At 63.9% G+C, this 12,709-nt stretch carries 8 protein-coding genes and 1 tRNA gene; 2 read left to right on the forward strand and 7 right to left on the reverse strand.

All coding sequences use genetic code 11. The annotated features are described in order from the left end of the window. Positions 1-534 precede the first annotated feature (534 nt). Both aceA and rpiA read right to left on the reverse strand, forming a co-directional pair. The gene (gene aceA, locus ACE3P9_RS01015; protein ID WP_374491060.1) at positions 535-1,851 is read right to left on the reverse strand and encodes an isocitrate lyase; all 1,317 of its coding nucleotides are present in this window, start codon (positions 1,849-1,851) and stop codon (positions 535-537) included. 535 nt (positions 1,852-2,386) lie between these two features. Beyond that, a complete protein-coding gene (rpiA, locus tag ACE3P9_RS01020; RefSeq protein WP_374491062.1) occupies positions 2,387-3,058 on the reverse strand; it encodes a ribose-5-phosphate isomerase RpiA in 672 nt (223 codons plus the stop codon). A gap of 103 nt (positions 3,059-3,161) precedes the next feature. Between rpiA and ACE3P9_RS01025 the strand changes: the two genes are divergently transcribed. Further along, positions 3,162-4,229 (forward strand): quinone-dependent dihydroorotate dehydrogenase, encoded by a 1,068-nt coding sequence (locus tag ACE3P9_RS01025; protein ID WP_374491064.1) that lies wholly within the window; start codon positions 3,162-3,164, stop codon positions 4,227-4,229. A gap of 60 nt (positions 4,230-4,289) precedes the next feature. On the opposite strand, the gene ACE3P9_RS01030 is transcribed toward ACE3P9_RS01025, so the two are convergent. From ACE3P9_RS01030 to ACE3P9_RS01050, 5 genes are all read right to left on the reverse strand, one after another. Beyond that, on the reverse strand, positions 4,290-5,042 hold the full coding sequence (locus ACE3P9_RS01030) for a copper resistance protein NlpE N-terminal domain-containing protein (RefSeq protein ID WP_374491066.1): 753 nt from the start codon (positions 5,040-5,042) through the stop codon (positions 4,290-4,292). Positions 5,043-5,171: 129 nt separating this feature from the next. Next, positions 5,172-7,583 carry a UvrD-helicase domain-containing protein gene (locus ACE3P9_RS01035; RefSeq protein ID WP_374491068.1) on the reverse strand — a complete coding sequence of 804 codons (2,412 nt, stop codon included), beginning with the start codon at positions 7,581-7,583 and terminating at the stop codon, positions 5,172-5,174. A gap of 76 nt (positions 7,584-7,659) precedes the next feature. Next, entirely contained in the window at positions 7,660-8,190 is a 531-nt protein-coding gene (locus ACE3P9_RS01040) for a disulfide bond formation protein B (protein WP_374491070.1), read from the reverse strand. 109 nt (positions 8,191-8,299) lie between these two features. Further along, positions 8,300-8,375: transfer RNA gene (locus tag ACE3P9_RS01045), tRNA-Ala, on the reverse strand. A 30-nt stretch (positions 8,376-8,405) separates the two neighbouring features. Next, positions 8,406-11,093 carry a GNAT family N-acetyltransferase gene (locus tag ACE3P9_RS01050; protein WP_374491072.1) on the reverse strand — a complete coding sequence of 896 codons (2,688 nt, stop codon included), beginning with the start codon at positions 11,091-11,093 and terminating at the stop codon, positions 8,406-8,408. A 268-nt stretch (positions 11,094-11,361) separates the two neighbouring features. On the opposite strand from ACE3P9_RS01050, the gene ACE3P9_RS01055 reads away from it, so the two are divergent. After that, on the forward strand, positions 11,362-12,621 hold the full coding sequence (locus tag ACE3P9_RS01055) for an MFS transporter (protein WP_374491074.1): 1,260 nt from the start codon (positions 11,362-11,364) through the stop codon (positions 12,619-12,621). Positions 12,622-12,709 lie beyond the last annotated feature (88 nt).

Here is a 12,709-nt window from a genome sequence, read left to right on the forward strand (position 1 = left end):
CATAGCCGCCCTGCTCTGTGCATCTTCTGTTTCACTGGCCAGCTGCTGCCCGAGGTCGTTTCTCATGCGTGATGCGCAATGCTCCAGACGGTGGATGCATCATGACGGTTTTCCCATACCCTTCGCCACTCCGCTGACTTCAGTCAGTCGTCTCGGCCTGTCGCTTGCCTGTATGGGAACCATTCATCCATCTGGCAAAGGAGACGGCAGGCATAGGCTCAGTCACTGTGCATGTGCCCCCAGAAGCAGGAAAAGAAATGCGTCGGTCCGGCAGTCCGGCTCATGGGCTGCGACATACCTATCCTGCATGCCAGACACGTATCGCCAGGAACTGAACTTTGGAGACCGCCCAGGGAAAGACTGCATGCGGCGTCTTCTTCCCGGGATGCTCGATGGATGGCAAACCCATCGCCCTGCTTGGCACACCATAAAAAAACCACGGCTCATGGCCGTGGTTCAAATGTCTCCTGTTGTCTGCTGTCTCTGAGGCAGGCAGTCGGGCTGCTGCGGCCCGACTGCCTGCCATTCCACCGATCAGTGGAACTGGGCTTCCTCGGTGGAGCCGGAGAGGGCCTTCACGCTGGAAGAACCACCCTGGATGACCGTGGTCACGTCATCGAAGTAGCCTGCGCCGACTTCCTGCTGGTGCGACACGAAGGTGTAGCCTTCTTCGCGGGCCTTGAATTCAGGCTCCTGCACCATGTCGACGTAGTGCTTCATGCCTTCGCCGCCGGCATAGGCATGCGCGAACTGGAAGGTGTTGTACCAGTTGATATGGATGCCGGCCAGCGTGATGAACTGGAACTTGTAGCCCATGGCGGAGAGCTCGTCCTGGAACTTGGCAATGGTCTTCTCGTCCAGGTTCTTCTTCCAGTTGAAGCTCGGCGAGCAGTTGTAGGACAACAGCTTGCCGGGGTTCGCCTGCAGCACGGCCTGGGCGAATTCACGGGCAAAGCCCAGGTCGGGGGTACCGGTTTCGCACCACACGAGGTCGGCGTAGGGGGCATAGGCCACCCCGCGGCTGATGGCCTGTTCCAGACCGTTCTTGACGCGGTAGAAACCTTCCTGGGTACGTTCGCCAGTCAGGAAGGGCTTGTCGTTGTCGTCGAAGTCGCTGGTGATCAGGTTGGCAGCTTCTGCATCGGTACGAGCCAGCACGATGGTGGGCACGCCCATGACGTCGGCAGCGAAACGGGCAGCGGTCAGCTTCTCGATGGCTTCACGGGTGGGCACGAGCACCTTGCCGCCCATGTGGCCACACTTCTTCACGGCGGCAAGCTGGTCCTCGAAGTGGACGCCGGCAGCACCTGCCATGATCATGTTCTTCATCAGTTCGTAGGCGTTGAGCACGCCGCCGAAACCGGCTTCGCCGTCTGCCACGATCGGCAGGAAATAGTCGATGAAGTTGTCATCACCGGGGTTGACGCCACGGCTCCACTGGATTTCGTCGGCGCGCTGGAAGGTGTTGTTGATGCGGCGCACCATGGTCGGCACGGAGTTGTAGGCGTACAGCGACTGGTCGGGGTACATGGTTTCGCTGGTATTGCCGTCAGCGGCCACTTGCCAGCCGGAGAGGTAGACAGCTTCGAGACCTGCCTTGGCCTGTTGCATGGCCTGACCTGCCGTGATGGCGCCGAAGGCATTGACATAGCCCTTCTTGGACGTGCCCTGCACCAGATCCCACAGCTTTTCGGCGCCGCGCTTGGCCAGCGTGTACTCGGGTTGCAGGCTGCCGCGCAGGCGCACCACGTCGGCGGCGCTGTAGCCACGCTTGACGAGTTTCCAGCGAGGATTCTCGGCCCAGTCTTTTTCGAGGGCGGCGATTTGCTGTTCACGGGTTTGTTGAGTCATGGTTCTCTCCAGAAGGAAAAATGAAAACGGTATCTGCACTCACTCGGTCGCATGGCACCCCAAAGGGCCACGTTGTCTCGCTGTCGGTGCCTGGGGCACTCTGTGCGCCGATGCTCCTTGCGGTGTGCGTCGGCATGGCGTCATCATAAGTCTTCTATAAGACCGTGCACATGTCTTATGTCTTATATAAGAGTTATTTTTGACTCAATGAAATCAATACGTTATGCACGTTTTTTCGTATAAAGGAATATATTGCCGGATCATGGGAAAAACTCTCTTCCAAGAACATCCAAAAATATCGCAATATGAAATACGTTTTCCTGAAATAAAAACTCCTCCGGTCTGCCCCTGCAGCCAACGGTATGCCACCCCCGCATACCCCTTGCCATGCGCATGCAGGGAGCGCTCAGGCGGTCATCCCTGCTGCTGCACAGCCTCGTCCACAGAGAACGGACTGCACAGAACAAAACAGCTGCACCTGCTGCCATGCCGGCCATGGCCATGGCCAGGCCATGTCAACAGACAGGAATGCAAATCAGAAGTTCAGGGTCTGCACGCCCTGCTCGGTCCCCAGGAGGCAGATCTGGGCTTTCTGGTGGGCGAACACCCCCACGGTCACCACGCCCGGCCACTGATTGACTTCGGACTCGAAGGCGAGTGGATCGGCAATGCGCAGGCCTCGGACATCGAGAATGTGCTGGCCGTTGTCGGTGACCAGCGGCGCACCGTCTTTTTCGCGGAGGGTGGCTGCTCCTCCCATGGCGGCAAACTGGCGGATGAGGCGGCCACTGGCCATGGGAATGATTTCGACCGGCAGGGGAAAGCCACCCAGCACGGGCACATACTTGCTGGCGTCGGCAATGCACACGAAACGCCGGCTCTGGGCCGCGACGATTTTCTCGCGCGTGAGTGCAGCACCGCCGCCCTTGATCATGTAGCCCTGATGGTCGATCTCGTCGGCTCCGTCAATGTACACGTCGAGCATGTCGACGGCCGAGGCGGCAAACACCGGGATGCCAAGTGCCTCAAGACGGGCGGTGGAGGCGACCGAGCTGCTCACAGCTCCCCTGATGCGGGTCCGGATGGTGGCGAGCGCATCGATGAACTTGTTGACGGTGGAGCCGGTGCCTACCCCCACGATGGTGTCGGGGGTGACGTAGGAGAGGGCTGCCTGCCCGACAAGGGTCTTGAGTTCGTCTTGTGTCATGGATTTCTGCAGAAAGGGAGGGGAGGAATTTGGGACAATCAACCATGGCGGCACGCCGCTGCGGCACGCTGCACCATTTCCCTCACGATTATCCGACGACTTCATGGCACTCATTCCCTACGCCCTGCCCCGGGCAATTCTCTTTCGCATGGATGCGGAGGCCGCCCATGACTCCCTGCTCGGCACGCTGGTACGGCTGCAGCACGGCCCCCTGAAACATTTGATTTCCCAGCCCTTCGTCGAAGATCCCGTGACGCTGTGCGGATTGCGATTTCCCAACCGGGTCGGTCTGGCGGCAGGACTGGACAAGAATGCGCGCTGCATCGGCGCTTGGGAAGCCATGGGCTTCGGCTTCGTGGAAGTGGGTACGGTCACGCCACGCCCCCAGCCCGGCAATCCCAAGCCACGTCTGTTCCGCTTGCCCGAGGCACAGGCCATCATCAACCGCTTCGGGTTCAACAATGATGGGCTTGAGGCCTTCATCCGCAACGTGCAGGCGAGCCGGCCGACCCATGCGCGCAGCCTGCTGGGGCTGAACATCGGCAAGAATGCCACCACCCCGATCGAGGAGGCAGCCAGCGATTATCTGAAGGGACTCGAAGGGGTGTATCCCTGGGCCGACTATGTGACGGTCAACATCAGCAGTCCCAACACCAAGAACCTGCGCGCACTGCAAAGCGACGAGGCGCTGGACGCCCTGCTCGATCCCCTCATGCGGCGGCGCGACGCTCTGGCAGCACAGCATGGCCGGCAGGTTCCGCTCTTTGTCAAGATTGCCCCGGATCTGGACGATGCCCAGATCGATTGCATCGCCACCACCCTCCGGCGCCATGGCATGGGCAGCGATGGCAAGCCGCATGGCCGGCTGGGGGTGATTGCCACCAACACCACCATCGGTCGTGAAGGAGTGGAGGGGCTCGCCCATGCGACCGAAACCGGTGGCCTGAGCGGTGCGCCGGTGCGCGACAAGAGCAATCACGTAATTGCCTCCCTGCGTGCGGCCTTGGGCGAAGGGTTTGCCATCATCGGCGTGGGTGGCATCCTGAGCGGACAGGATGCCGTGGACAAGTGCCGCGCGGGCGCCGATGTGGTGCAGCTCTACAGCGGGCTGATCTACCGGGGACCTGAGCTGGTGCACGAGGTGGCTGCAGCGCTGCGCGCAGCCCGGTGAAGACGGGGGCATGGACGAAAAGGCCCCACTGCCCCTGCCCTGTCTCCTTGCCCTGGCTGCTCAGTCGTCCGCGCGTTTCTTGAGCACGTAGCGGTTGGCCAGCACGCCGGTGATGGGGGTGCCGTCGCGGTTGAGCATGCGCGCCTCGCCATTGCCGATGACATAGCGGCGATGGTCGCCCTGGTCATCCAGCTCGATCCGGCTGTCCTGCGCATCCCAGGTGAAATGACCGCGCATCATGAGAGGCAGATCGTTGCGCCCTTCGTAGGTGAGGCTGAGAATATAGCTGGCATCGGGCCGCAGGGTCAGGATGGCGCGGATGCCTTCGCAGTCGGCACAGGGAAGGAGCCCGTAGTAGTTGCCCTCCCAGTCCACGGCCCGCACTGGCGGCGGGACCGTCCCCGAAGAGGAGGGCTCATCTTGTGCTGCCTGAATCTGGGATGCATCCGGAGTGGTCCTATCCGGGACAGGCGCTGCCGAGGCCGGCACCCCGGGAGCCGATGCTGTCGGAACGGCCGGGACAGGTGCCTGCGCGGGGACCTGGTCGAGAGCCGAGGGGCTGACCGGGGTGACGATCACACCCGCATCCTCGAGCTGGGTCTGGAGCGACTTGCCTGCTGCAGCCGGTGCTGCCTGCGCCGGGGCAGGCACGGAAGAGCGATTGACCACCGGCGGCCGCTGGGAGTCCCAGTCGGGGGAATCGAGCGACACGGTGGCACAGCCCGTCAGGCCAGCGCCGACCAGCGCCAAGGCCACCTGCATGGTTCCCCGCAGCGCTCTGGGGAACAACGGCATTTCCTGAGGTTCGAACATGATGATCTCCTGCACGGGCGGCACGCGCCCATCGGTTCCAGAAGGGGAAGGGGCCACGCGCATCGGTGGCCGTGTCATGGATAGCAATTGTGGCATCGTGTGCACGTGTGTCTGGCTGAGGCGGTCGGCTCAGGATTCCACGGGAGTGAGCTTGGCAATGCCCAGAGCCAGCCATTTGACACCATGCCGCGGAAACTGGATCTGCGCCTTGGCATCGGCGCCCTGCCCTTCGAGCATGAGCACGGTGCCTTCACCGAACTTGGTGTGGAAGACGCGCATGCCCTTGCGCAGGCCATGGCCGCCTTCCTGCTGCTTGCGGGGTACGTCGGCGGTGGCCGTGGATGTTCCTTTCCACCCCACAGCCTGTCGCACATCACGGTTCCAGTGCTCGCCATCCCAGGCCGATTCGAGAGCATGGAGCGCCTCTGAGAAGCCTGAGCGCCGGGGCGTGATCCACTTGAGGCATTCCTCCGGCAACTCGTCGAAGAAACGGCTGCGGATGTTGTAGCGCGTCTGGCCGTGCAGCAGCCGGGTCTGGGCGTGGCTCAGGTACAGACGCTGGCGCGCACGGGTGATGGCCACATACATGAGACGACGCTCTTCTTCCAGGCCATCGGCATCGTTGAGGGCGTTGTCGTGCGGAAAGAGGCCTTCTTCCAGCCCGCTGATGAACACGACGTCGAACTCCAGCCCCTTGGCAGCATGCACGGTCATGAGCTGCACGGCATCCTGCCCTGCCTGGGCCTGGTTGTCGCCCGATTCGAGGGCTGCATGGGTGAGAAAGGCCGCCAGCGGGGACAGGGTCTCACCGTCGCCCAGTACGTCTTCTGGCTCCCCGTTCGGCAAGGCTCCGGGTTCCGTGCCCGGCACGCCGGCATCGACCTGCTCCATGCCCGCCCGATCGCGTCCAAAGCCTTCCTGGCTGACGAAGCTTTCGGCTGCATTGACCAACTCCTGAAGGTTCTCGACCCGGTCGGCACCGTCGCGCTCGCTGCGGTAATGTTCGAGCAGACCGCTGTGCTCCAGCACGTTTTCGACGATCTCCTTGAGCGTGAGGGTTTCGGCCTGCTCCCGCAGGGCATCGATCTTGGCCACGAACGAGGACAGATTGGCTCCCGCCTTGCCGGGAACCTGCGACACGGCATCATGCAGCGGCGCCTGAGAGGCGCGGGCGGCATCCTGCAGATGCTCCAGCGTGCGAGCGCCTATCCCTCGTGGAGGGAAATTCACCACGCGCAGGAAGCTGGTGTCGTCGCGCGGATTGTCCAGCAGGCGCAGATAGGCCAGCGCATGCTTGATCTCGGCACGCTCGAAGAACCTCAGCCCTCCATAGACCCGATAGGGAATGCCGGCGTTGAACAGCGTCGACTCGATGACCCGGCTCTGCGCGTTGCTGCGATAGAGCACCGCGATTTCCCTGCGCGGCCGCCCCTCGCCGACAAGCTGGCGTATTTCCTCGACCATCCAGTGCGCCTCGGCCATGTCGCTGGGCAGTTCGACCACACGCACGGGATCCCCCGCTCCAGCATCGGTGCGCAGGTTCTTGCCCAGACGACGTGTGTTGTGGCTGATGAGCGCATTGGCGCTGTCGAGAATGTTGCTGAAGCTGCGGTAGTTCTGTTCGAGCTTGATCTGGTGCCGGACATGCAGCTCGCGCACGAAGTCGTTCATGTTGCCCACGCGGGCGCCGCGGAAGGCATAGATGCTCTGGTCATCGTCCCCCACGGCAAAGATCGCATTAGGGGCAATGCCGCTGCCCACCTCGGGCACGAACATCTTGAGCCACAGATACTGCAGGCGGTTGGTGTCCTGGAACTCGTCGACAAGGATATGGCGAAACCGGCGCTGGTAATGCGTGCGCACCAGCGGGTAGTCCCGCAGAATTTCGTAGCTGCGCAGCATCAGTTCACCGAAATCCACCACCCCCTCGCGCTGGCACTGGGCCTCGTAGAGGGCATAGATCTCTGCCTTCTTACGGCTCTCGGCATCGCGCTGGGGCACATCGGCTGCACGCATGCCCTCTTCCTTGCAGCCCCCGATGAACCACTGCATCTGCTTGGCCGGAAACTGTTCGTCATTGATGTCGAACTGCTTGTAGAGCCGCTTGATGGCCGACAGCTGGTCCTGCGTGTCCAGGATCTGAAAGCCCTGCGGCAGCTGGGCCACTTTGTAGTGCGCACGCAAAAAACGGTTGCACAGGCCATGGAAGGTGCCAATCCACATGCCGTGCACATTGAGGGGCAGCATGGCCGTGAGGCGTGCGGTCATTTCGCGCGCCGCCTTGTTGGTGAAGGTGACAGCCATGAGTCCGCCGGGAGACACCCGGTTCTGCTGCAGCAGCCAGGCAATGCGCGTGGTGAGCACGCGCGTCTTGCCGGAGCCTGCACCGGCCAGAATCAGGGCATGCTCGTCAGGCAGCGTCACCGCCCGGAGCTGCTCCGGATTGAGTCCGCGCAGCAGGGGATCATGCGCAGGGTCCACCGCTGCTGCGGCAGGAGCGGGAGCGGGAGCAAAGAAATCGTCGTCGAAAAGGGTAGCCATGCGCGTATTGTAGGGAGCGCCCGTGCCCCCTGCCGGGCACGACAGCGTCCCGCTCATGCACAGAGGCCGTCCGGCTTCAGGCCCGGCACATGCCCCGGCGCATCCAGAGCCGCCACAGCCAGCCCAGCGCCACCAGGGCCATCAGGGTGTAGGCCAGCAGCGACCAGTTGGCGATGCTGCCGCCCAGAAAGGTCCAGTCAATCGCCGTGCAATCCCCGCTGCCCGCGAAGATCTTGGGCAATGCCTGGCTCAGGGGCATCTGCTCGATCAGGCCGTAGAAGTCGCGGCCACAGCTGTAGAAAGCAGGCGGATGCCACTGCAGCCAGGTCTGCCGCGCGGCCACGAAGACGCCACTGCCGGCCAGCACGAGCACCAGCGTCAGAACCACCGCCTGCACCCCGCAGCGACGTGAAAAGACACCCCCCAGTGCCACCAGGAAGATCAGGATGTAGAGATAGCGCTGCACGATGCACATCGGACAGGGCGTGAGGCCCACGTGGTACTGCAGATACAGCCCGAACGACAGCATCCCCACAATGGCCACGGCCATCCAGCCCAGAGTGCGGCGTGGGCTGGCAAAGAACAGGGAAATCAGGGCACGCATCATGAACCTCTCATGGACACAGGGTGGCGCTTGCGAGAAAAGCTCCCACCCTGCGTCTCCGCTGGGAAGCGGGAGAAAAAAACCAACCGGATGCGGTTGGTTTCTTGAATAGTGGTGGAGAAGAGGAGGATCGAACTCCCGACCTTCGCATTGCGAACGCGACGCTCTCCCAGCTGAGCTACTTCCCCTTTGGGTGGGTCGATGTAGTGTACATCCGTTCAGAGCTGATAGCTCACGAGGCGGAAATCGGGGTCTTCGGGGTAGGGCTTGATGATGAAGCCCAGAGCCCGCATGAGCTTGAGCATGTTGGTGTTGTGGGTGAGGACAAGGCCCATGATTTCGCTCAGGCCCTTTTCGCGGGCGACGTCCATGATGCAGCGCATGAGGCGTGAACCGACGCCTTTGCCGGCCATGTCGTCAGCAACGACGAGGGAGAATTCGCAGCTGCTGCTGTCGGGATTGGTGACGTAGCGAGAGACACCGACGACGCGCTGGGTTTCGGTGATGTGGCCGTCGTCGGTGGGGTGGCGTTCGGTCATGACGGCGACCAGGGCCATTTCGCGGTCGTAGTCGATGAGGGCGAACTTGGAGAGCATGCCGGGCGACAGCTCGGTGAGGGCCGAAACGAAACGGTTGTAGCGGCTCTCGGGGCTGAGGCTGCGCACGAGCTGCTGCAGCATGTCGGCATCGTCGGGGTGGATGGGGCGGATGGTGTAGTGGTTGCCTCCGGGCAGCGGCCAGGTCTGCTCGAAGCGCGCCGGGTACGGCAGGATGGAGAGCTGCTGATAGGGGCGCGTGGAAAGGGTGGTGTTGCCCACGATCAGACGGGCGTCGACGGCCACGGCGCCCTGCTCGTCCACGATGATGGGGTTGATGTCGAGCTCGCGGAGCTGCGGCAGCTCGCAGACCATTTCGGAGACGCGCAGGAGGATCTGCTCCAGGGCCTCGCGGTTGATCGGGCGGGCACCGCGCCATTCGTCGAGCGTTCTGGATACGCGCGAACGGTCGATGAGCTGGCGGGCAAGGAACTGGTTGAGTGGCGGCAGCTCCATGGCTCGGTCGCGATAGAGCTCGATGCGCACACCTCCGGCACCGAACGCGACGACGGGACCGAAGGCCTCGTCGGTGACGACGCCGATGTACAGCTCGCGGCCCCGGGTGTGGCGTGCCATGCGCTGGACGGTGATGCCGTTGATGCGCGCCTCGGGCATGCGGCGTTTGACGGTGGCCATCATGTCCTCGAAGATGTCGCGCACGCTCACGGCGTTCATGACGTTGAGGGCCACGCCGTTGACATCGGACTTGTGGGAGATGTCGGGCGAGTCGATCTTGAGCGCGACGGGAAACCCGAGCTGGGCAGCAAGCATCATGGCCTCGGCCGGGGTGCGCGCAAGGATGGTCTGGGTGACGGGAATATGGAACGCCGAGAGCACGGACTTGGATTCCATCTCCGTGAGGACCGTGCGGCGGTCGGCCAGAATGCCTTCGATGAGCAGACGCGCCCCCTCGACATCAGGCTTGGCGAGATGGGTAAGGGGGGGCGGTGTCTGCTGGAGCAGCTTCTGGTTGTGATAGTAAGAGGCGATGTTGCTGAAGGCACCCACTGCGGCCTCGGGGCTGCGGAAGATGGGGATGCTGGTCTGGCTGAGGATGGCGCGGGCCTCATGCACCGATTCGTCGCCCATGATGCAGCTGATGAGGGGCTTGCTGAGATGGGGGCGCGCATCGGCAATGGCCTGCGCCACGGCATCGAGGTCGGAGCCGACCTTGGGAACATGGATGGTGAGCACACCATCGATGCCGGGCTCCTTGGAGGCTGCCTCGACGGCGGCGAGGTAATGGGCGGGGGTGGCGTCCTCGGAGAGGTCGATGAGATCCACCAGGGAGGCCTGGGGCAGGAGCCTGTCGCGCAGGGCGTTGGCCCCCGGCTCGGAGAGGCGTCCGACTTCGATGCCGAGATCATTGGCACGATCGGCGGCCAGCACGCCGGGACCGCCGCCATTGGTGATGATGGCCAGGTGGTTGCCCACGGGCCGATAGCGCGATGCAAGGCACTGCACGGCGGAGAACAGCTCAGTGAAGGAACGGATGCGCACGGCCCCCCCGCGCCGCAACGCGGCATCGAACACCTCGTCGCTGCCGACGATGGCGGCCGAGTGGGTGCGTGCGGCCTCGTTGCCTGCGCGACGGCGGCCCGCCTTGAGCACCACGACCGGCTTGGAGATGGCGGCTGCACGCAGGGCGCTCATGAAGCGGCGCGCGTTGGAAATACCCTCCAGATAGATGACGATGCTGTGGGTTTGGGGATCAGAGGCGAGGAAGTCGAGCGCCTGCGCCATGTCGACTGCCGTGTGTGGCCCCAGCGAGATGACGGTGGAAAATCCCACGCGATTGGGACGGGCCCAGTCGAGCAGCGCGGCCGTGAGCGCGCCCGACTGCGAAACGAGCGCGAGCGCGCCTTTTTCGGCCAGTGGCCCCACGATGCTGGCATTGAGTCCCATGTGCGGACGCTGAAAGCCCCGGCTGTTGGGCCCCATCAGGAGCATGTCATGCCGATGGGCCACGGCATGGAGCTGCTGCGCCTGCTCGGCGCTGATGCCGGTGGAAATCACCAGGGCGGCGCGGCAGCGGATGCGGCCTGCCACTTCGAGGGCGGCTTCGACCCGTTCGGGCGGCAGGGCCACGATGGCCAGGTCAGCACCGGTGCTGATGAGGTCGGCGAGACGCCCCTCGGTGGTATCGACGTCGAGAAAGGTGAACTTGCCGCTGTACTGCTGGGCCGTGAGGGCATCGAAGAGAAAGGCAGCGTCGCGGTAGGCGGGATCGCTGGCGCGAAGCTCGGCGTTGCCGGCGAACACGGCGATAGAAGACGGTGCGAACAGGGGGGTCAGAAAATGCTGATCCATACAGGGCCTTCCAGCAGGGAGATCGGGACGTGCAGAACCGGGACGGACATGCCCCTGAACCTGAGCCGATTATCCGGGATGGCCGCAAGACGGACAAGCGCATGGGGCCCTCCCGCTTCCACGCCCGGGTCGGCAGGCCATGGCCGACGCTGCCACGCTGGGGCATACTGGTCAGTGGAGCAGACAGTGCAGCGGTGCGTGCCTCATGCGTGCACTGGTGTGCCAGTGTGCTGCTTTCTGTTTCCTTCTCTTTCTCTCTGTCTCCCCCATGACCGACGATACCTGCTCCGATGGTTCCGCAGATGCCGTGACTTCCCGTCGCACGGGAGCCGTGCTGCGCCGGCTGCCCGTGGGCATCTGGGCCATGGGCATGGCGTCGATGTTCATGGATGTGTCTTCCGAGCTGATCCATGCGCTGCTGCCGATGTTCATGGTGGGGACGCTGGGGGCCTCCATGGTGACGGTGGGGGTGATCGAGGGCGTGGCGGAGGCCACGGCGGCCGTGATGAAGGTGTTTTCGGGGGCACTGAGCGATTATTTCGGGCGGCGCAAGGGACTGATGGTGTTCGGCTATGGACTGGCTGCACTGAGCAAGCCGGTCTTTGCCCTCACGCACAGCATTGGGCTGGTGTTCACCGCCCGATTCGTGGACCGCATCGGCAAGGGCATTCGCGGGGCTCCGCGAGATGCCCTGGTGGCAGACATGACGGCTCCCGAGGAGCGGGGGGCTGCCTACGGCCTGCGGCAGGCACTGGATTCGCTGGGCGCCCTGCTGGGTCCGCTGGCGGCCATGGGGCTGCTGATGTGGTGGACCCACGATGTGCGCACGGCCATGTGGTGGGCCGTGCTGCCGGCGCTGCTGGCCGTGGCGCTGCTGGTGGTGGGCGTGCGCGAGCCGGCTGCCGAAACGCGCCCGCACCGGAGTGCGGGCATTCCTCTGCGACGCAGCAGCATCGCGCAGCTGCCCCTGGCCTTCTGGATGGTGGTGCTGCTGGGAGCGATCTTCACACTGGCGCGCTTCAGCGAGGCGTTTCTGGTGCTGCGCGCACAGGGCATGGGACTGCCGGAGGCAGAGGTTCCGGTGGTCATGGTCATCATGAACGTGATGTATGCCGGCTGTGCCTATCCCGCCGGTGCGGCGGCAGACCGGTGCGCATCCAGTCTGCTGCTGGGTGCCGGTCTGGTCACGCTGGTGCTGGCCGATGTGGTGCTGGCACTGGCCCCCGGGCGCACGCTGCTGTGGGTGGGTGCTGCCCTGTGGGGGCTGCACATGGCACTGACGCAGGGGCTGCTGTCGAAGATGGTGGCGGACACGGCTCCGCCCGCTCTGCTGGGCACGGGATTCGGACTGTTCAACCTCGTGAGCGGAGCTGCCCTGCTGGTGGCGAGCACACTGGCCGGCGCCCTGTGGCAGCACTTTGGGGCGCCCGCCACCTTCTGGACCGGTGCCGGATTTGCCACTCTGGCCCTGCTCGCCCTTCCCTGGGCAGCGGCTGCCTGCCGTGCACCGGCACGGCACCAGCAGTAGCACAGGCTGCAGATTCGTCGCCTGGCTCTACTCCCAGGCAGGCTCCGCAGGAGAGGAGCACCGGCAGAAGCTGCCGGCTTCCTTCACC

Origin of the sequence: Allobrachymonas sp., assembly GCF_041912815.1 — a bacterium.
Taxonomy (GTDB): Bacteria; Pseudomonadota; Gammaproteobacteria; order Burkholderiales; family Burkholderiaceae_C; genus Brachymonas.

Coding starts and splice junctions, on each gene's coding strand:
- ACE3P9_RS01030 (WP_374491066.1), bottom strand. CDS start 5,042: ATGTTCGAACCTCAGGAAATGCCGTTGTTCCCCAGAGCGCTGCGGGGA.
- ACE3P9_RS01050 (WP_374491072.1), bottom strand. CDS start 11,093: ATGGATCAGCATTTTCTGACCCCCCTGTTCGCACCGTCTTCTATCGCC.
- ACE3P9_RS01040 (WP_374491070.1), bottom strand. CDS start 8,190: ATGATGCGTGCCCTGATTTCCCTGTTCTTTGCCAGCCCACGCCGCACT.
- aceA (WP_374491060.1), bottom strand. CDS start 1,851: ATGACTCAACAAACCCGTGAACAGCAAATCGCCGCCCTCGAAAAAGAC.
- ACE3P9_RS01025 (WP_374491064.1), top strand. CDS start 3,162: ATGGCACTCATTCCCTACGCCCTGCCCCGGGCAATTCTCTTTCGCATG.
- ACE3P9_RS01055 (WP_374491074.1), top strand. CDS start 11,362: ATGACCGACGATACCTGCTCCGATGGTTCCGCAGATGCCGTGACTTCC.
- ACE3P9_RS01035 (WP_374491068.1), bottom strand. CDS start 7,583: ATGGCTACCCTTTTCGACGACGATTTCTTTGCTCCCGCTCCCGCTCCT.
- rpiA (WP_374491062.1), bottom strand. CDS start 3,058: ATGACACAAGACGAACTCAAGACCCTTGTCGGGCAGGCAGCCCTCTCC.